We start from the raw sequence: 21604 nt of genomic DNA on the forward strand, positions 1-21604 counted from the left end.
ACATCGATATCCACAGCAATATCCTCAGGTGTGGCAGCACTGTCATCTACGGCGAGCAGGCCGCCGTTGTCGCCACCGACTGTTACGGTAACCGTAGCTTCATTTGATTCGAAACCATCTTCGTCTTTAACAGTATAGGTAAATATGTCGTTACCTTCATAACCGGATGCGGGGGCATAAGTGACCATCCCGGTAACCGGATCTACCGCTACCATACCATTTCCTGGTGCTGTTATTATCATTACCGTAGCAGGATCGATCGGAGACTCACCCGCAACATCGTTAGCCAGGACATCGATAGTTACCGGAATGTCTACAGGTGTGCTTGCGATATCATCGACTGCATTGATCAACTGGCAATCGTCTCGTGCTACAAAAGTTATATTCTTACGGTCACCCTCTGCGGTTTCACAGAAACCGTCTCCACTAACGCCTACACTATATGTGTATGTTCCGGGGGTAAGACCGGTAAGTGTCAACGTTCCGTTTTCTCCTCCGGCTACCATATTTCCCGTTTCATCATACCAGTAGAAAACAGGATTGGTCACTGTACTTCCGGGAGTCAGGGTCGCTATGATCACTACATCAGGGGTTACATTGAGGCATACTTCCCCATCCCCGTTTGTAGTTTCTATTTCAATTCCGGCAATATTGTCTTCGGGCACCGTAGGTGTGATTTCAACATTAACCACAGCCAGATCACCGGCCGGGTTTTCACAACCATTGGTCCCTTCTACACTTACATAATAGGTATACGGACTCTGATTACTGTCCAGCCCGCTTATAGTAAGTACTCCGTTGGCAGCAATGGCATAAGAAACATCCCCGTCACTGTCACCGTCGGCTATCGGCTCCATCTTATCGGCATCCATATACCAACGGAATACGGTACCTGATGCACTCGAAGGTGTGAGCACAACATCATCATCGGCACAAACCGGATCTTCATTACCGGTTACTGCAATATCATCTGCACCGGGACTGTCATTGACAATGACATCAAAGGCGATCCTGTCCGGGCTCGGACATCCGGACGCCTGGTCTACTACTTCTATAAAATATGTGAATGATCCTGCAACATCCGAAGGTATTTCAAAGTTACTTCCGGTAAACAACAGTTCGTCATCACTGTTATACCATCTCAGCACCGTACCTGCTGCCGGAGTTGCACTAACTATATATTCTTCTCCTTCACAAAGTTCTACAGGATCAGGGATATCGAGCTCAGGAGCAGCCTGTATGATCTGTGCTCCGTAAATATCAACACTTTGGAGCAGTGTTGCTACTCCGGCAGTATTCCGGATCTCTACCCTGTCGTAAGCTCCGCTTGCAGGTATCAGTACCTGTCCTCGCTGTCCGCCGGTGAGTAAACGGATCTCCAGCAACGGGTTCTCCAGGCTATACTGATCTACCTGTGTTGTTCCGTTAAACAGCGTTACCGTTATTCCGCCAAGGATATTGATATCTCCAAGTCCTACAGGAGTCGCAATATCTACCAATACGCTATCTCCGGCTTTTCCGGTATGGGAGAATATAAGTGTCTGATAAACCGACCCGGAACCAAGTCCGGCCGGGATACTCAGCCTTGTAAAATTATCTGTATCGTCATCGATAGCATTTGTCGGATTCTGAACAGAGCACAATACACATCCGAACGTAGTACCGTTTTCCTGTGCATCGGCTATATAACATTCTTCAGGAGGTGTCGGCAGATCCGTGACATGAAGTATAACCTGCGTAACCTCAGACACACATGCTCCTTCTTCAATGACAACATAATAAGTGTAGTTACCTACTACTCCTGCGGAAGGTACGTACGACGTTCCCCTGAATACTTCGGTCTGGAGTTGTTCGTCGTTATACCAAACAACTTCTCCCGATGTAACTCCGGACACCTCAAATGCTGCAGCAGTTTCTCCGACTACTACAAATTGTTCCGGTGGTGAGACTACAGGCGCTGCCTGGGGTGATCCCACGGATACTTCCACCTCGGCCAGATCTCCTGCCTGGTTCTCGCAAAGTTCATCGGATGCCACACTGACGTAGTAGGTATACGTACCTTCGGTAAGTCCCGAAAGCGTAAGTACTCCGTCTGCAGAAACACCATCAGTGATCTCACCGGTCTTATCCGCATTGGCATACCAGCGGAATACCGGGGCAGCTATTCCCGTAGAAGGGGTCAGCACGAGATCATCGTATTCACATATTTCGGTAACTCCGTCAATAGTAATATCAGCAGCGGTGGCGTAATCTTTTACAGTCACTGTTACTTCAGTTCTCGTAAGGCTTGCACAATCTCCGTCTCCCTGTGCTTCCACATAATAAACAGCATCCTGTGTTACTGCAGTAAGCGTAAACTCTATTCCTGTAAACACCGCAGTTCCGCCGGTTTCTGTTTCGTACCAGTTATATTGAAGGTTACTCTGCGGATTCAGAACAGACAGCACGGCATCATCCCCCTCACAAACGCTCACATCTGTTTCGGATACTTCCGGTGCCTCAAGTTCATTGCCTATAGTCACCTGAACCGTCGCAAGATCGCCATCAAGGCTTCCGCATACGTTATCCCCTTCCAGACTTACATAATAATTAATTACCGTTCCTTCTGCCAGTCCTTCTACGGTCAGGTCAGCGCCGTTAACGGTATACGTTGCACCATCCATGACAATACCATCGGTGATCTGTTGGGTTCCCGCAGCATCGAAATACCAGGCAAATACCGGGTTTTCCACGGTAATAGCCGTGTTGATTCCAGCAGACAGTGCTACAGGCGAACCGAGACACTGACTGAGATCGCCCGGAAGAACAATATCATCGGAAGTGATCTGATGTTGTACTGCTATGGTAACGGCAACAGCTTCCTCCGCCGTACTTTCGCAAGTATCATCATTCTGAACCGTAATATAATACGTGTACAATCCGGCTGCCAGTCCGTTCTGTTCAAAAACAGGACCGGTAAAGACCGCATCACCCGTAAGGTCTTCATTGTCATACCAGTTAAATACAGGATCGGAAATTGTAGTACTGGAAGCCTCCAATACCGCAGTTTCTCCCATACAAATGACCTGATCGGTTGTCTGAATGTCTGCGGCAGTTGCGCCGGGCTTGATCACTACGGATACTTCCGCAAGATCACCGGCCAGGCTCTCACAACCGTCTTCACCATCTTTTACACTTACATAATAGGTATATGTACCTGCTTCCAATCCGGTTACAGACAATTCTCCGTTAACTATGGTATACGTTACCCCATTGGCATCGGCTACCGGGTTTTCTTTATCGGCATCGGTATACCATGCGAATACCGGAGTGGTAAGCGCATCTGCCGTTGCTGTAATAACAACCTCTTCATTTTCACAATAATCGGGCTGATCTGTTTCTACAACGATATCATCTGCTCCGGGAGCTTCTTTTACTTCTATGGTTACTGCCGTACGGCCGGACTCTTCGCAACCGTAACGCACAGGCTGTACATACACAATATGCTCTCCCGGAGTCCAGTCCGCCGGAATCTCAAATTCCAGGTTTCCTTCACCTATGAGATTTCCCCCGTTTCTTTCATCATACCACACATACGTGGTACAATCATCGGTCGGAGCAGCTAAGCTTACTGTTCCGCCCTGACAGGCTTCTACGGCACGATCTCCGGGATCATTGCCATCCACCTGAATAACAGGTACCCTTTCGATCTCAAATATATCTACACCGGTCAGCGCGGACACGAGCGCATCGAACTGTATCGATATCCTGTCAAAAGGCTGATCTACCTGGGTAGCCACTTCATACTGATTGGCTCCTCCCAGTAATTTAAGGCTTAATAACCCGTCATCTACCGTAGCTTCGTGTACAGGCGTATTTCCTTTATAAGCTATAACTTTAATAGCACTTAACAGTCCCAGGTCCAGTAACCCTGCATTCTGATCAGCAAGAACTATCCTGATGGAGTCTCCGGCTACCGAAGGAGCACTATACAGTGTAGTAAGGTGTACATAACCTGCAACTCCGACATTCTGACGCAGATTTGCAGCCGTATTCAGATCTCCGTCCGCAACATTACCTTCATTGGTTACTTTATTTAAGTCTCCCAATACTCCGGAAGTACTTCCCACCAGTATATCTTCTACGGGTACACATTCGGCAAGGGTTTCTACTGCCCTGTTTACATAGGCGGCATAGATATCGATATCTCCCGCGGAAATAAGTCCGCCTGTCACACTTACACGAACAGCATTAAACGATGTTCCCGGATCGGGGATCACTACATCTGCCTCGTTCTCTCCGGACAGCAGGTTGAGCAATACTCCTGACGAAAGCTGAACAGGTGTTCCTACCGCTGTCGTTCCGTTATAGGCTCTTACGGTTACCGTAACACTACCTACGGAAAGTCCTACCTGAGTACCTATACGTACATGAAGTTCATCTCCGGCCCCCGTACTGAACGATTGCCCGAAATTCATCTGCTGATAATACGTCATTCCTAAGGAAGGTGCAATGATCGTACTATGTGTATCCAGATTGCCGTCTATGGCATTGGCATTATTTTGTACACCTGCAGCAGAAGCTGACTGACTGCCTGCATAAACTCTCTCATAAGCCGGTAAACACTCTAAAGGAGGTGTTACGCTAAGGATATTCAACGTAACCTGTACCGGTGTTGATTCTTCATTCGTATCCGGATCTCTGACTACAACATTATAGGTATATGTTCCTGCAGGCAGACCTACTCCGGCGATAAATTCTTCACCTATATTTACTTCATTTCCATCGGCATCATACCAGACGATAACACCGTTCGGATAGTCGGTAGAAGCCGTAAACATTGCGGTTTCCCCCTCATCAATGGTTGCCTGTAAAGGGTCTACGGAAGGAGGCAGCAATTCGGCCGCCGCCGGGGTTACGGTCACCACCACTTCAGTGGGTTCCGATTCTTCCCCGCTGTCCGGATCGGTTACGGTTACCGTATAGATATGGTCGCCTACCGGAAGATTATCCGGGGTTGTATATTCGGGTGTTGTCGCTACGACATTTCCATCCGGATCGTACCAGGTAAAGGTCACATCCGGATTGTCATGACTGGCTGTAAAGGTCTCGGTTTCTCCTTCCTCTATAGTAGCAGAAGCCGGAGTTACCGTAGGAGGTAACAAACTGTCTACAGGTACCACGCTTACCGGAACTTCGGTAGGTGCCGATTCTTCACCGCTATCCGGATCAGTTACGGTTACTTTATAGGTATAGTCTCCTATCGCAAGATCATCCGGTATGGTGTATTCCGGGGTAGTTGCTACGACATTATCATCATTATCATACCATGTAAAGGTTACATCCGGATTGTCATGACTGGCCGTAAACGTTTCGGTATCCCCGACCATTACAGTTGCGGAAGGTGGCGTTACCGTCGGCGGAAGTAATGTACCTCCGGAAGCCGGCTCTACGGTGACCACCACTTCGGTGGGTTCCGATTCTTCCCCGCTGTCCGGATCGGTTACGGTTACCGTATAGATATGGTCTCCTACCGGAAGATTTGCCGGGGTTGTATATTCGGGTGTTGTCGCTACGACATTTCCATCCGGATCGTACCAGGTAAAGGTCACATCCGGATTGTCGTGACTGGCTGTAAAGCTTGCGGTTTCTCCTTCCTCGATTGTAGCCGAGGCAGGATCCACTGCCGGGGGCAGTAAGGTTCCGGCCGGCTCTACGGTAAGCTGTACCTGGGCCGGATCGGAAACTTCTCCGCTATCCGGATCGGTTGCTGTTACCGTATAGGTATAATCTCCTACTGCAAGGTTGGCCGGAGTTGTGAATTCCGGTGTTGTAGCCACCTGGTTGCCATCGGGGTCATACCAGATATAGGTTACACCCGGCGTATCATGACTTGCCGTAAAGAGCTGGGTATCTCCTTCACCGATAACAGCAGTAGGCGGGGTTACCGTAGGAGGTACCAATCCTCCGCCCATAGCCTGAACGCTTACGGGCACTTCAGCAGGAGGTGAAACTACGCCTGTAGAAGGATCAGTAGCCGTCACCGTATAGGTATAGTCGCCTACCGGAAGATTTGCCGGGGTTGTATATTCGGGTGTTGTTGCCACTATGTTTCCATCCGGATCGTACCAGGTGAAGGTTACACCCGCCATATCATGGGTAGCTGTAAACGTTTGTGAATCTCCTTCGTCTATCACAGCGGAAGGTGGTGTCACCGTCGGCGCATTTAACACCAGGGGCTGTACGGTTACAGGAATTTCTACCGGTTCAGACTCCGCGCCTGATACCGGGTCTCTTGTAGTTGCCGTGTACACATAATCTCCGGGCAGTAAATTATCCGGGATGGTATACTCAGGTCCCGTCGCTACTTCGTTTCCGTCAGGATCATACCAGACTACTTCGGTACCGTCAGGAGAAAGACCTTCGAAGGGAACGGTTTCTCCCTGTGTAATTGTCGCCCCGACAGGATCGATGGTCGGAGGCATTAATACGGTTATGGTTACTTCGGTACGGGCGGCACTGATACAGCTTTCTCCAGCCACAGCTTCTACATAGTAAGATATATCTGTAGTAACACCGGTTACTTCAAAAGTATCGCCGGTAAAAACCAATGTACCATCCGTCGCAGCATCATACCAATTGTATGTTATATTTTCATCCGGGTCCTGCACTTCAAGAGTGACAGCACCTCCGGGAGCAGCCCAGGCATTCTCCGGTGTCACCGAAGGTGCTTCGGGTACATCATTGATATTAAGCGTTAATATTCCACGCGCCAAAGATTCGCATCCGTAGCGAACCGGCTGTATCCAATAAGAATATTGCCCGGCTCCAAGATTGGGAATATCACTGAGCGGAACCTGACTCCCCCCGTTTTCCGCATCATACAGCACATATGAAGTACCACAATCGGTAGGAAGGTCGTCAAATGTTATAGCTTCTCCACTGCATAGTGCTACCTCATTCAAAGCGCCTTCTCCATCAGCAAATTGTGTCGCAGCACGACGTCTCACTTCATAGATATTGAATTGCTCCAGAGCACTTGCGACTCCGCCGTAAGTTATTTTTACCCCGTCATAAGCCACATCAGCAGGGACAGAAGCCACCGCTACATTTCCGCCGGAAAGTAAACGAAGGCCGATAAGTGCACTATTTACAGTGAGAGGCTCTTCCACGGGAATACCGCCTAAGTACCTCTGAATTCTCAGTGCACTGAGAAGGTTCAAATCGAGCAGGGAGCCCGAATGACCGAATACTATATCAAGAGTATCTCCGGGAACAGAGGGAGTTTCGAAAGCAACAACGAGCTTGTTGTAAGCATTTAATGCTGCTGTATTATTCAAACTTGCAAACGTAGACAGATCACCATCAATGGCATTTTCCTCATTGGAAACGGTCACAAGAGCCGTAGCGAGATTTGCATTCAGCAACAGGGTCTCATATCCTCCGTAAACATCTATACTATCCTCTCCCGAGCACGTAAAACTCTGTTCTGCATTATGATAATATGCCCCATAAATCCGGGCAGTCTGGATAACATTGGCTACAGCATCCACGACAATCTTGATACCGTCAAAGGGGATAGCCACTCCACTGTTATCCGTAGGTATGAAAGAATATTCATAAACATTCAACCCGTTAGCCAGGGCTGCAAGATTGGGGTCTGCAAGACGTCGTGGCCCCAATTCATTTCCTCCGCTGTCAACAGGTACGACATAAACACCTCCTGCTACAGAAGCAAGACCATAAGAACGACCCAGTTTTACCGTGATCCTTCTTCCGGCATTTATTGTCGATCCCCAACTGAGGGTCTGAGAAGTTTCTCCGAGAAGCCCCAGTAAATTGATAGGTTCGGTCAACTCACTATACGTAGAAATATCACCGTCCGAAGCATTTCCGGGATTACTGATCTGTCCCAGATTGCCTCCCAGTATCGGGATCTGGGATAATTCAAAATCCTGAGCCGTATTGTATGCTCTGGCATAAACAGGAGAACAGTCTGCCGATACAATAACACTTACCTGTGTACTTGTTGTACACCCGGCCGGAGTCACAGCCTCTACCCTATAGGTATAAATACCTTCATTTTCAAAGGTGACGGTAGTGGGGGCCGCAGCCATCGCATTCCCGTTGTAATCATACCATTGTATATTGGCTCCCGGCGCTGAAGCCGTAGGAAATGTAACACTTTCACCGGGGGTGATACTAAAGGATATATCGCCGTTAAAACTGATTTCAGGAAAAGGATTCACCACTGCATTCACAGCAACACGATCCGAAATACATCCTGTAACTTTATCTACCGCCTCTATATAATAAGTCCCGGAAGTCGTCACTGACGAAGTAGCCAAAGCAGTACCTCCGGTTGACGAAGTGTAGTAAAAATAATCGTAATAATCGGGTTCATAGTTTCCTACAGCCGAAGAAAGCGCTACCTGCCCACAGGCTTCCAGAACATCCGAAAGCTCGGGTTCATCCAGCAAATCCACTCTGGGGAGCCGGCTTACTTCGTATATTCTTATATCTGTTAAGGCAGTCACCGTATTACTTAACTCTATTTGAACACGGTCAAACGAACCTGTTACAGGCAATACTAATTCATATTTATCACTCCCGCCGAGTAATCTTGCCGTAATAAGATTGGAGTCTCCGACGATCGGGCTTCCCACTGCCGTACTACCCAGATAGGGCTGAATTGTAAAACCGGACAAAAGTCCGAGTTCCAATAACGATCCAGGTTGTTCCAGTACAATTCTCACCACCTGGTTAGCTTCGGAGGGAGATTGGAAAATTGTTGTAAGGTAAGCAGTGTTCAGAGCACCTACTGCTACAGACATCGTACTGTATACATCGGGATCTCCTATTGCATTTGAAGGGTTTGTCACCGTAACCAATCCCGAGAGGACCGCTCCGGTTACCCCTGACAGAACGTCAACAGCCGAATTCTTTTCTTCACAAGCCAACGAAACGCCCGCATCTTCCATCACATAGGTATGATAAACACGCAACCCGGTATCTGCACTCAAAACAGCTGAAGACGTAATCCTTACCGCGTCATAAGCCACCGGAGTGCCACCAGAATTAACAGGCTGAAAAACAATCTCTTCGGAACCACTACCACTCACCAAGGTTAATAAACTTCCCAGCGTTACTGATGTTCCGACCGGAGATCCATTGTTGTAGGCCTGTATATTTATATCGCCCAACAAACTCAAAAGATCATCTCCAAAACCTATTTTTATATAAGAATTAGTCCCCGCAACCTTTGTAGTTCCATAAGAAAGTTGTTGCCAGGCCGAACTCAACAAAACCGGATTTAATACCGAATAGGTAAAAGGGTCTCCGTCCACCGCATTGGAGGGGTTAGACACGGAAGCCACACCTAATCCGCCAGAACCCGACTGTTGAGCGGAAGCGTAATTCCTGACCATATCCTGCCCGTAGGCCGAATCAAAAGAAAGGACACTTAGGCTCCACAACACCAGTATCGGCACGAGTCTAAGCTTTATTTTTTGCACAACGTAGTAAAGTGATTTCATAAAAGAAAAGTTATATTTAGAAGAAAAACATACATCATCACAAAAAAACAGTACGGAGATGCCGTTACCGATTTTTCTTGTCCAATAAACAAAAATGAAGCTGAGAATGCCCCGGATAAAGTTTTTCCGCACATTCTCATCAAACCATTAATTTTCATAATCTTAAGTAATTATATCACATTATTATTTACATTAATAAGTCGAAATAAAAATCTGGTAATCACTAAGTTGTTTTGGACACAAATGAAACAATGTTAAAAAAATGAATACGCTTTGATGTTTAATTTTGATTATCATGCTGTTGTAAACAGATAATTACTGCTGGGGTGCTTCACCAAAAACAATATTCCCTACATTTATAATATGAAAAATCGGGTAGATTTCTTTTACAGAGTACGCAAGAAGGAAAACAGAAAAGGATACCGGGCCTACAAATAATGAACTTATTCCCTTTCTTGTCATCAACCGATAATTATTGAAGATGTAATTTTCCCCCATAGATCTTAATTTATTTTATCCCAGGCCAGAAGTTCCTCCTATAACTCCAATCATTCTGAAACCCCGGTAATATTTACATTTAGCATTCTTTTTATTAAACACTTATAAGCAGAAAAACGACTATTTAAATATTTTCAACGATTTTTTTTCTCCTGCTTTAATATTAATCGGTTATTTGTGGTCATTCTGCACAATTTTTTTCAAAAAATGCAGTTATTAATATCACAAATAGAGAATTTTAAACATCACAAACGCCTTATTCAATCTTAAACAACTTAAAACCCTACGATCAACAACCAACCAACCTCTATTTTATTTTTTGTCGAACCCTCTCATTGAGAACCACATAAGAATGTATTCTCAGAATGAGCACAAAAAATCATAAACAAATGTTAAACACTTCCAAATATAGCTATCATTACGCGAATACACAAGAAAAAAAATCTCCTAATGCGATTTTAGTACTGGAAAGGTTAAAAAAACACTTACAAATCAGGACAAATATCGATCTTGCGAATATCCTGAATGTAAAACCCAATACTATATCCACATGGAAAAAGCGGAACAGCATGGATTACGAACTCATCGTGTCTGTTTGCGAAAAACACGGTATCGATCTCAACGAGGTGTTTTATGACGACAGTACGGTGGTAGAAGTGGAGAAGAACAATTACAATCAGAATATCAGTGTCGTCACAAGAGAGTTTCAGTACCAGTATGTTAACCATCTTGGGGAAGACACTTTTATGAGCCAGATCCCCAAATATAATTTTCCGTTTATCAGCGGAGAAAACATGAGAGCCTTTCAGGTCACCGGAAATATGATGCACCCCACACTGGAAGACAATTCTATAGTAATAGCCAGAAAATTAGACGAATACAAGAGTATTTCGGACAATAAAAATTACGTCATCGTAAGTAAAATCCGGGGAATATTCATCAACAGGGTTCAAACGCTGTTCGATTCTCCCGACGAACTATTACTTATTAACGATAACAAAATGATACCTCAGGAAATCAAGATCCACGTCAATGAAATCGCAGAAACCTGGGAGGTAAAAGCTAAACTGAGTTATTCCTTTATCGAGGAACCTGTTATTTAACCCCATACAAGAATAAAGAAAGACCTGTAAGCAGTCGTATAATCGACAAGCCTTACAGGTCTTTTTTAAGAAAGGGCATATTGCGACTTGTTAAGGCTCACTCCTCACCACAGTCATTCTCACCATTATCACCAAAATAGATTTCAACAATAGTCACTGGATTATGTATCAAAATAAACTATTATGATTAAAAAAACGAGCCTCACAAATGACCTTTAAAGCTATTTTTTACAACAGCGACCCCTACACTTAACTCCTGCCCTAAAACTTTCTTAAAACGGAACTATTGCGTTTTTTTTGAAAAATCATTCATATTAAAATATTCTCTTTCCGAAAAATAAATAACACGCGTCCTCGCCCTCATATTCGCAATATATGATTCTTATCGCTCTTCTTCCTACGGGGGTATAATCATAGAGGAGCTGACTACTTTTCGGTTTTCTCTTTTCCCCTCGTATATTTTTTTGCTAAATTTACACTAAAAGCGATACTTTGAAAATATTCGATTTTCTCGACTTTAAAATCATAGACGTCATAGACATTGTCCTGGTCGCCTTTCTCTTATACTATATATACAAATTAGTTAAAGGTACGGTTGCCGTCAATATATTTATAGGTTTCGGGATTATATACCTGATATGGAGAATTACCAAGGAACTGCAAATGCACATGATGAGCAGTATTTTCGGCAGCTTTATGAGTGTCGGTTTCTTTGCGCTCATTGTCCTGTTTCAACAGGAAATACGTAAATTTCTGCTTACCATTGGCTCTACAAACCTTGCAAACCGGAAAAACCTGAAGAAATATTTCAAATTTTTCCGTGACGACACTTTTGACGTAAAAACCAATGTAGAAGCACTTGTCGCAGCATGCGAAAAACTGGGGAGTACCCGTACCGGAGGATTACTGGTTATTCAACGTAACACCCCGCTTGATTTTGTCAAAAACACCGGCGACAGTATGTATATCAAAATAACCATTCCCATTATAGAGAGTATTTTCTACAAAAACAGCCCCTTACACGACGGCGCAGTGATCATAGAGGGTAACTATATCGTGGCCACCCGCGTCGTGCTCCCTGTCTCTAATGAAAGAAGTATTCCGCTTCGTTTCGGACTCCGGCACCGTGCAGCTATAGGTATCACAGACAAAACTGACGCTATCGTTCTGGTAGTCAGTGAAGAAACCGGACAGATATCCTATATTAAAGACGGGCAGTTTACCCTGTATAACAACAACGAAGAACTCATCAGCCTTATCAAAGAAGACCTTAGCTAAGGCCGGGCTACGCACCTTCCCTTGTATATAGCTATTCGTGAAATTCTAAAGAAATAAGTTCTTATCTTTGTAACTTCATAAAAATGCTCCCCTTGCGATATTTTATAGAGTTATCATACCACGGAAAGCGTTATCACGGCTGGCAACGACAACCCAATGCAATCACAGTTCAGGAAAGTCTGGAGAGAGCATTCTCCATGGTATTACGCACTCCGATACATATTACAGGTGCAGGAAGAACAGATACGGGGGTGCATGCAAAACAGATGTATGCCCATTTCGACAGCGACAGTACCATAGACCGCGAGAACCTGATCTACAGGCTTAATGCCTTCTTACCGGAAGATATCGCTGTGTACAGGATTATTCCTGTTGCCGAAGATGCCCACGCCCGTTTCGATGCAACATCCAGAACCTATGAGTACTGGATAAACCCGGTAAAGAATCCGTTTCTCGAAGGATTGTCCTATTATAACAGGAATCCTCTGAATGTAGAAAAAATGAATGAAGTGGCGCAATTATTACTTGGCTATCAGGACTTTCAATGCTTTTCCAAATCCAAAACCGATGTCAAAACTTATTTTTGTGACATCAAAAATGCGGTTTGGGAGCGCTGCGGGGACAAACTTGTCTTTACCATTACGGCAGATCGTTTTCTGAGAAATATGGTACGTGCCATTGTAGGCACACTACTGGACGCAGGACAGGAAAAAAGCTCTGAAGAAAACGTTAAAAATATCCTGAAAAGTAAAAATAGAAGCAAAGCCGGGGTGTCAGTCCCCGCACATGGATTATATTTAACCCGGATTGAATATCCTTATATAAAGGAAGAATAATCCGGACGTAATTCTTACGTCTTTCTTCCCGGTTACGGTGCCGAACAACCCCGGAACCCCGGAAGTAGAAACAACAGGCAAAAAACTATGAGCAACACTAAAGGATCCGCTTTCGACCTGAGTCTTTTTAAACGACTCATGAAACACGCCCATCGGTACAAGACCACTTTCTATGGTGTCGCACTCGCTGCCATTCTGGTATCCCTGTTTGCAGTGGCCAGGCCCTATATGCTCAAAATCACGGTAGACGACTATATCACTCATAAGGATTATAACGGCCTGCTCTTTTTTGTCGTACTCATGCTGGTGGTTCTTATCTGTGGGGTTATCAGTCAGCTGGCCTTTATCTATTACGCCAACTGGCTCGGGCAGTCTATCATAAAAGATATCAGGATACAACTATTCCGGCACATGCTTCAGTTCAAAATGAAGTATTACGACAATTCGTCGATCGGAATACTGGTTACCCGAGCCGTAAGCGATATGCAGCGTATCGGAGAAATTTTCAGTCAGGGGCTTTTTATGATTGTCAGCGATCTGCTTCAAATGGTTGTCGTGGCGACTGTTATGCTTATAACAAGCTGGAAACTTTCTCTGATTGTATTTTCCGTACTTCCGGTTATTCTTTATGCCACCCGGCTTTTCCAGAAAGCCATGAAAATTGCCTTTACCGATGTACGGGCACAGGTAGCCAACCTGAACTCCTTTGTACAGGAACGTATATCCGGAATGAAAATCGTACAGCTTTACACCCGTGAAGAAACAGAGTATGAGAAATTCACCGAAATCAATCAAAAACACAAAAAAGCCTGGCTGAAGACGGTTTGGTACAACTCCATATTTTTCCCCATAGCAGAACTGGCATCATCCGTAACCATAGGTCTTGTGGTCTGGTACGGAGGATTGAGAACCATTGCAGGAGACGAAATCGAACTCGGGAGCATCTTTATGTTTATAGAAATGTCACAAATGCTCTTTCGCCCGCTACGCCAGATCGCAGATAAATTCAATACGCTGCAAATGGGAATGGTCGCCGCACATCGGGTGTACGGCATACTCGATACCGAGAGTTCCATAGAAGACAAAGGCACTGTTGCTGCCGAAGACCTGCAGGGAAATATCAGCTTCCGCGACGTAAGCTTCGGTTATCTCGCCGGCGAAGAAGTACTTCACGACATATCGTTTGACGTAAAATCCGGTCAGACCATAGCCATCGTAGGAGCTACAGGAGCAGGCAAATCGACAATTGTCAACCTTTTGAACCGGTTTTACGAAATCAATTCGGGAGATATCCTTATCGACGGTACCAGTATAAAAGAGTACACACTGAGCTCTCTTCGCAGTCGTATAGCCGTTGTTCTCCAGGACGTATTTCTCTTTGCCGACACCATCTATCACAACATCACCCTGAAAAATCCGGAGATTACGGAAGCACAGGTCCATGAAGCAGCTAAAGCTATCGGGATACACGACTTTATCATGAGTCTTCCGGGTGGATATCAATACAATGTTAAGGAAAGGGGAACCATGCTTTCCAGCGGACAAAGACAACTCATTGCTTTTCTGCGTGCGTATGTAAGTAACCCGGACATTCTTGTTCTCGACGAAGCAACTTCTTCCGTAGATTCCCATTCGGAAAAACTTATCCAGAACGCTACGGAAAAAATAACCGAAGGACGCACCTCTATAGTGATAGCACACCGCCTGGCTACGATCAAGAAAGCAGACAAAATACTGGTTATGGATTCGGGTGAAGTGGTAGAATCCGGGACACACCGGGAACTCCTCAAAAAAGACGGGGGATATTACAAAAACCTTTATGAAGTACAATTCATGGCGGAAGAAGAAACCTTGTAAAAGCACCAGGCACCTATACAGGTATCGCGATTTAAAATATTACCATAAAATTTTTACACAGGCCTTCGGGGTAATTAAAATCATATCCCTTTATAAAAACGCCTCCGGGCCATTGACAATAACGGAAATATGACCAGAATACTCCTGCTGTCCGACACGCACAGCCATATAGACAACACCATCATAAAGTATGCCCGCCAGGCCGATGAGATCTGGCATGCGGGAGATATAGGCAATCTGAAAGTGACTGATACTTTAAAAGAGATTGCCCCGCTGCGTGCGGTTTACGGAAATATAGATGATGCCGAAGCCCGAAAAGAGTTTCTGGAAAACAACCGTTTTTACTGCGAAGATGTCGAAGTATGGATAACCCATATTGGCGGTTACCCAGGCAGATATGACCGTAATATACGGGAGATCATACAGAAAAACCCGCCCAGGCTCTTTATTTGCGGACACTCACACATTCTCAAAGTTATGTATGATAAAAAATTACAACTCCTGCACATGAATCCGGGAGCTGCAGGAAAATACGGGTTTCACCAGGTGAGGACCATGCTCCGTTTCCAGATCGAAAAAGACCAGATCAAGGAACTGGAAATCATAGAACTGGGCAAAAAATAAGCAAAAAAAACTTTGGAATTCCGGGATTCCCTCAAATGAATCCGGTCCACAAAAAAACCCGCCTGGCATATACCGGCGGGTTTTTAACGCACTAATACTACTAAGATTTCAGGTTTATCGCAACCGATCTACCGATTTTACGAGATCTTCATCCTTTTTAATAGCCTTATTGGCCAACACTAAAAAAACGATAGAAACCACAGGAATAAACATCCCAATACCCTTCTCTGAAATGTTACTTTCTCCGGATAAGTTTAGCGACCGATAGGCAAATACTCCTAGTAAAATTAAGTTTAATATCATGTTCAATCTGTTGATCACAAATTGATTTTGCCTGTTTCTGAACGTCAGCACCGACACAAATGCCAGTAATGCTATGATGATGAAAGCGCCCTGTATCCACAATTCTCCTGTCGCATACAAAGGGCTACCTGTTTCATCTTTCCACAAAGATACGACAAAAGGCAGAGCTGCATTCACCAAAAACACAATTAATAAATATATACTCTGAACTCTCTGTAACATCTGCTGTTTGAAATATGGGCAAAAATAAGAGTTCTTTTTAAAAAATACATTCGGTTTATAAAAATAAATTTGTAATATTGCGGTATCCATTCGTAACCGACTCAAAACAAGGTTCGTTTGACTTCGATTTTTTTCACTTTGATGCTCATCCCAAGATATTCAAATTCGGACTTAACAAGAGCACTTCAAAAGAATTAATTAACTTATTTAACACTTCAATGTTTGACATTTCAGATTTAAAAGAAAAGAAATTAACTGAATTACAGGAAATTGCCAAGGGTTTGAGCATTCCTAAGTTCAGGACACTCAAGAAGATGGACCTGATCTATCAGATTTTGGATGTACAGGCTGCAAATCCCAAGACTGTTACAGAGCAAAAAACCTCCCCTTCTTCCAATACCGGAGAAACTCCAGCCCCAAAAGAAAGAAAAACACGTAGAGCACGAATAAAAAAAACTCCTGCAGAACAACCGCCCAAGGCCAAAGTAAACCAGGAAAAGAGCGACGTTAAAGAAAAAACAACCGCCGAACCCGCTCCCCAAAAGGCAAGCACCCCACCCCCTGCCGCAAAAAAACAACGCGAAGAGAAACAGGAAGAGCCCGAAAACACTACTCCACAGCACCAGGCCAAGGACAAGAAAAAAGAATATAACACTCCCAAAGGTCAACAGCACCAGAAAAAAGGGAACAACGGTAACAACAATAACCACTCCTCGTATAACAAGGAAAATTTCGACAAGGAGAAAAAGAACAGGTATAAAGATCCTGATTTCGAATTTGACGGCATCGTAGAAAGCGAAGGTGTTCTCGACATCATGCAGGATGGTTATGGCTTTTTACGTTCTTCGGACTACAATTACCTGTCATCTCCCGATGATATTTACGTTTCCCAATCCCAGATACGACTGTTCGGACTGAAAACCGGAGATACCGTATTGGGAACTATACGCCCTCCGAAGGAAGGAGAGAAATACTTTCCGCTTATACGGGTCACAAAGATAAACGGACTCGCACCACAGGTGGTAAGGGATCGGGTATCTTTTGAGCATCTCACTCCGTTATTCCCGAACGAAAAATTCAAACTTGCCGAAAAACAAAGCACGGTATCCACACGGATCGTCGACCTTTTCTCCCCTATCGGGAAAGGACAAAGGGGAATGATCGTTTCCCAGCCGAAAACCGGTAAAACCATGCTCTTAAAAGATATCGCAAACGCTATCGCCGCCAATCACCCCGAAGTATATCTCCTGGTACTGCTCATCGATGAGCGTCCGGAAGAAGTTACCGATATGCAGCGTAGTGTACACGGCGAAGTCGTCGCTTCTACATTTGATGAACCGGCCGACCGTCACGTAAAAGTTGCCAACATCGTTCTCGAAAAAGCCAAAAGGCTTGTGGAATGCGGACATGATGTTGTTATCCTTCTCGACTCCATTACACGTCTTGCAAGAGCATACAACACCGTACAACCTGCCAGCGGTAAGGTACTCAGCGGAGGTGTAGATGCCAATGCGTTACACAAACCCAAAAGGTTCTTCGGAGCTGCAAGGAATATCGAAGGTGGTGGTTCCCTTTCCATTATTGCAACGGCGCTGACCGAAACAGGCTCTAAAATGGACGAAGTGATCTTTGAAGAATTTAAAGGTACGGGTAATATGGAACTTCAACTGGACAGACGTATAGCCAACAGGAGAATATTCCCTGCTATCGATCTTATCTCCTCCAGTACCAGAAGGGATGACCTTCTTCTGGATGAAAATACCATACAACGTATGTGGATCATGCGAAAATATCTTGCAGATATGAACCCGGTAGAAGCCATGGAATTTATGGATAGCCGTATTAAGCGAACTACAAATAACGAAGAGTTCCTGTTAACCATGAATCAATAACAGGAGTTACTTCATCCATACCGAAAATCCCAAAGGTTAAATATCCGATATTGATCTTTGGGATTTTATTTTTAAGATATCTTAGCGGCCGTTAAAAAACCATACCGATGATACAGTACGACATCACCCGGTCCGAAGCGGATCTTCGGGGAATTCTCGAGCTCCAACAGAAAAATTTTGCAGACACAGTCTCTCCGGAAGAAGCAGTCAGTCAGGGCTATGTAACAGTTCGTCACGAACTGAGCCTTTTGCAGCGTATGCACTCCGAAGCACCGGCTATCATAGCAAAGGACAAAGACCACATAGCAGGATACTGCCTGGCTATGCCCAAGAGTTTTAAAAATGACATCCCCGTACTCGTCCCTATGTTCGATATTATCGACGACCTGTCTTTCAACGATGAGCCCCTGAGGGATATCGACTATATTGTTTCCGGACAGGTATGTGTAGATAAGGCTTATCGCGGACAAGGTATTTTTGACGGTCTCTATCATCAGTACCGCGAATACTACAAAGACTCGCACCCCTGCATTATTACCGAAATACTGTCCGCCAACCGGAGATCGATAAGCGCCCATCAACGTGTAGGATTCGGCATACTGCACCGCTATTCAGACCCTGATGACAGACAGTGGGACATCGTACTCTGGGACTGGAATACCCCGGCTCCCTAACGGATATCCTGTTTTTATTTTGGCCGGAATACTTTATTTTTATGCCGGAGAGTCCCTGCTATCCGACACCTCAAAAATATCGCGCAATATTTTGCGTATATTGTAGCTGTAACACACCAAAAACATGAAGTCGCTTTCCAAGAAAATACTGCTGGTAGAAGACGACAGTAAAGTCTGTTCTTTTATCAACCGCGGCCTTACCGAAGAAGGCTTCGAAATGACGGTTGCCATGACCGGGAAACAAGGTATGGAATGGGCTTCATCCACGATCTTCGATCTGCTGATTCTGGATATCATGCTTCCCGATATCAACGGGCTGGATATCTGTAAGGCCGTAAGACAGAACAACCAGCATATTCCTATACTTTTCCTCACTGCATTGGGCAGCGCGGAAAACATTGCCCTCGGACTGGACAGCGGGGCTGATGACTACCTGGTAAAGCCATTTAAATTCATAGAGCTCGTAGCCCGTATTAAAAGCCTTCTCCGGCGTTCCGAAAACTTCGAGAACAGGTTTGTAAAGGAAGAAGCCATATATCGTTTTTCCGATCTGCAGGTCAACGATACGACCAAGACCGTAAGCAGGAACAACGAAGAGATCAGCCTGACCTCAACCGAATACAGGCTGCTATTGATGTTCCTGAAAAACCCTTACCGCGTGCTCTCCAGAACAGACATCCTGGAACATGTGTGGGGTGTCAACTTTGATATAGGCACCAATGTGGTTGATGTTTACGTCAATTACCTCCGAAAGAAACTCGAAAGAAACCAAAATCCCCGTGTCATACACACCGTTATAGGCATGGGTTATGTACTAAAGGAAAGCGATGAACACACGAAATAAGATCATACTTTCACTCACTGCCTTAACGCTGGGATACATCCTGATATTCAGTGGGTTCATCTATTTCTCCATAGAGAACTACTCCTATATCGATTTCTACAAGAGACTGGAGATCCGTGCCATTACCGCTGCCAAAATAGAGCTTGAGCATCAGCAGGACAGTGATGTCCTTAGGGAAATACGCCAGGAATTCCTTGAAAAATTACCCAATGAAAAAATAAATATTGCGGATATCTCGGGAGTTAACACGCAAGCTAAAGCCAAAAAACTCGGGGTTCCGGTCTATTTTATAGAAGAAGTGCTCCGCAACGGTAAAGGCTTTTATAACAAGCAAAATACTTACTTTTCCGGCATACGCTATCAAACCCATGGAAAAGATTATCTCGTTACCGTATCGGCACAGAACTATTACAGTACACACCATAATGCATACCTCAAAAACCTGCTCATCATTGCCCTGCTCATCTCTATCCTTATTATCGCCTCTTTTGCCTACCTGTTTTCCAAACTCATCTTTCGCCCCGTGCAAAATATTATCGAAAAAATGAGGGAGATCAGCACCGAAAATATGCATTTACGACTGGAAGTCCCTAAAAACAACGAAGAACTGCGTAGCCTGACGTTGACTTTTAATGACATGCTCAACCGTCTCGAGACTTCGTTTGAAACCCAAAAGAATTTTATCAGCAATGCTTCGCACGAACTCAACACCCCGCTTACCTCTATTATCGGAGAAGCCGATGTAACCCTGGCCAAGGAACGCAATACAGAGGAATATAAAAATGCCCTTGGTAACATTCTCGAAGATGCAGAAAGACTCAGCAAAAAAACCGAAGCCTTGTTATTACTCGCTCATACCGGTTTTAACGGTAAGGTCCAGAAATTCGAACTCGTCCGTATAGATCAGCTTATCATGGACGCAGAACAAACCGTACAGAAAATCTATCCCAATTGCCAGATACATATCGATTTTGAACTGCTTCCCGAAACATCGGATAAACTTAACGTTAGCGGGAATAAAGAACTTCTCCTTCTCGCGGTATCCAATATATTGCTGAATGCCTGTAAATATTCTGACAACCAAGAGGTAAAAGTAGCTCTGGGCGTTTCCAACGATCACGTTGTTATCATCATCAAAGATCAGGGTATCGGAATTCCCGAACAGGAAATGCCCTATATTTACGATCCGTTTTTCCGGGCTTCAAACACCGGAAATTATCATGGTTACGGCATCGGGTTACCGCTGACCCGGAATGTGATACAGATGCACAAAGGAGTGCTTTCTGTGTTTTCCAAGGAAAACGAAGGAACTACGGTAGAAATAAAACTTCCCGTAAATCAGTAAACCGTCTTCCTTAGAATGCGCTTTCTTCCTATCACTTTCACCGATAGATTCTAATCGGATTTTAATTTGGTTCTAAGGCCGTTCTAAAACGGTAAACATAGCTTTGCTTAGTAAGGTATAAAAGTTATAGCTATGAAAAATATCCTTGTTCCCACCGATTTCACCGTGGATTCCCTTATTCTCCTCAAAAAGGCCATAGAGCGGGAGGAAGAAAAGGCAAATTTTATCCTGGTATATGGAAAATCGCTACCCGGATCGATATCCGAACTGGTATTTTTTTCAAAAGGCAGGCTTATAACCGCTCTGGAAAGCAAAAGCTTTATAGAAGCTAAAGGGATACTGAAAAACCGCTATTTCTCCAGGATCAACACCCTACGCACGGATATCTTTTACGGGGGAAGCCAGGGTGCTTTCAATAATTTCATACAGGGGAGTTCCATAGACAGCGCATATATACCGGAAGATTCCAAATCCCTGCATCCTGCACTCAAAAAAGGATTTGACCTGATGCCTTATCTGAAAAGATCTGCTCTCGACCTCCACGAAGTGGCATACAGCAACCAAACACCGGTTACTGTCGAAGAAACGCTGGCGAAGCTACTTATACCTTAGA

Annotated in this window: 12 protein-coding genes; 10 read left to right on the forward strand and 2 right to left on the reverse strand. The window is 44.7% G+C overall.

From position 1 onward, the window contains the following. Positions 1-9515: Ig-like domain-containing protein (locus BT112_RS15765; protein WP_139276270.1), on the reverse strand; the 9515-nt coding region annotated here is incomplete at its 3' end. An 887-nt stretch (positions 9516-10402) separates the two neighbouring features. Here BT112_RS15765 and BT112_RS15775 point away from each other — a divergent pair. The 5 genes from BT112_RS15775 to BT112_RS15795 all read left to right on the forward strand — a co-directional run bounded on the left by BT112_RS15775 (position 10403) and on the right by BT112_RS15795 (position 15711). Beyond that, the gene (locus BT112_RS15775) at positions 10403-11116 is read left to right on the forward strand and encodes a LexA family transcriptional regulator (protein ID WP_072318353.1); all 714 of its coding nucleotides are present in this window, start codon (positions 10403-10405) and stop codon (positions 11114-11116) included. 492 nt (positions 11117-11608) lie between these two features. Continuing rightward, positions 11609-12394: a diadenylate cyclase gene (locus BT112_RS15780; protein ID WP_072318354.1), complete on the forward strand. Its 786-nt coding sequence runs from the start codon at positions 11609-11611 to the stop codon at positions 12392-12394. A gap of 83 nt (positions 12395-12477) precedes the next feature. Beyond that, positions 12478-13230, forward strand: a complete 753-nt coding sequence (gene truA, locus BT112_RS15785; protein WP_317039606.1) for a tRNA pseudouridine(38-40) synthase TruA — start codon at positions 12478-12480, stop codon at positions 13228-13230. Between the two features lie 87 nt (positions 13231-13317). Continuing rightward, on the forward strand, positions 13318-15087 hold the full coding sequence (locus tag BT112_RS15790) for an ABC transporter ATP-binding protein (protein ID WP_072318356.1): 1770 nt from the start codon (positions 13318-13320) through the stop codon (positions 15085-15087). A 129-nt stretch (positions 15088-15216) separates the two neighbouring features. After that, the gene (locus tag BT112_RS15795; protein ID WP_072318357.1) at positions 15217-15711 is read left to right on the forward strand and encodes a metallophosphoesterase family protein; all 495 of its coding nucleotides are present in this window, start codon (positions 15217-15219) and stop codon (positions 15709-15711) included. Between the two features lie 114 nt (positions 15712-15825). Here the strand turns inward: BT112_RS15795 and BT112_RS15800 are convergent, their stop codons facing one another. Next, positions 15826-16236 (reverse strand): DUF4293 domain-containing protein, encoded by a 411-nt coding sequence (locus BT112_RS15800; RefSeq protein WP_072318416.1) that lies wholly within the window; start codon positions 16234-16236, stop codon positions 15826-15828. Positions 16237-16454: 218 nt separating this feature from the next. On the opposite strand from BT112_RS15800, the gene rho reads away from it, so the two are divergent. The 5 genes from rho (at position 16455) to BT112_RS15825 (ending at position 21603) form a co-directional block, all read left to right on the forward strand. Beyond that, entirely contained in the window at positions 16455-18128 is a 1674-nt protein-coding gene (gene rho, locus BT112_RS15805; RefSeq protein WP_072318358.1) for a transcription termination factor Rho, read from the forward strand. 107 nt (positions 18129-18235) lie between these two features. Beyond that, positions 18236-18802: a GNAT family N-acetyltransferase gene (locus BT112_RS15810; protein WP_072318359.1), complete on the forward strand. Its 567-nt coding sequence runs from the start codon at positions 18236-18238 to the stop codon at positions 18800-18802. A 124-nt stretch (positions 18803-18926) separates the two neighbouring features. Then, complete coding sequence (locus tag BT112_RS15815; RefSeq protein WP_072318360.1) at positions 18927-19646, forward strand: response regulator transcription factor; 720 nt, start codon at positions 18927-18929, stop codon at positions 19644-19646. Beyond that, a complete protein-coding gene (locus BT112_RS15820) occupies positions 19630-20991 on the forward strand; it encodes a sensor histidine kinase (RefSeq protein ID WP_072318361.1) in 1362 nt (453 codons plus the stop codon). The genes BT112_RS15815 and BT112_RS15820 overlap by 17 nt, the downstream gene beginning before the upstream one ends. A gap of 132 nt (positions 20992-21123) precedes the next feature. After that, a complete protein-coding gene (locus BT112_RS15825; protein ID WP_072318362.1) occupies positions 21124-21603 on the forward strand; it encodes a hypothetical protein in 480 nt (159 codons plus the stop codon). Position 21604: the final 1 nt, after the last annotated feature.

The sequence above is a fragment of the Sinomicrobium oceani genome (assembly GCF_900119185.1).
Taxonomy (GTDB): domain Bacteria; phylum Bacteroidota; class Bacteroidia; order Flavobacteriales; family Flavobacteriaceae; genus Sinomicrobium; species Sinomicrobium oceani.

What these genes read in the sequence shown, in the direction of transcription:
- BT112_RS15775 (WP_072318353.1), top strand. Translation starts at nt 10,403, where the DNA reads ATGTTAAACACTTCCAAATATAGCTATCATTACGCGAATACACAAGAA.
- truA (WP_317039606.1), top strand. Translation starts at nt 12,478, where the DNA reads ATGCTCCCCTTGCGATATTTTATAGAGTTATCATACCACGGAAAGCGT.
- BT112_RS15790 (WP_072318356.1), top strand. Translation starts at nt 13,318, where the DNA reads ATGAGCAACACTAAAGGATCCGCTTTCGACCTGAGTCTTTTTAAACGA.
- BT112_RS15795 (WP_072318357.1), top strand. Translation starts at nt 15,217, where the DNA reads ATGACCAGAATACTCCTGCTGTCCGACACGCACAGCCATATAGACAAC.
- BT112_RS15800 (WP_072318416.1), bottom strand. Translation starts at nt 16,236, where the DNA reads ATGTTACAGAGAGTTCAGAGTATATATTTATTAATTGTGTTTTTGGTG.
- rho (WP_072318358.1), top strand. Translation starts at nt 16,455, where the DNA reads ATGTTTGACATTTCAGATTTAAAAGAAAAGAAATTAACTGAATTACAG.
- BT112_RS15810 (WP_072318359.1), top strand. Translation starts at nt 18,236, where the DNA reads ATGATACAGTACGACATCACCCGGTCCGAAGCGGATCTTCGGGGAATT.
- BT112_RS15815 (WP_072318360.1), top strand. Translation starts at nt 18,927, where the DNA reads ATGAAGTCGCTTTCCAAGAAAATACTGCTGGTAGAAGACGACAGTAAA.
- BT112_RS15820 (WP_072318361.1), top strand. Translation starts at nt 19,630, where the DNA reads ATGAACACACGAAATAAGATCATACTTTCACTCACTGCCTTAACGCTG.
- BT112_RS15825 (WP_072318362.1), top strand. Translation starts at nt 21,124, where the DNA reads ATGAAAAATATCCTTGTTCCCACCGATTTCACCGTGGATTCCCTTATT.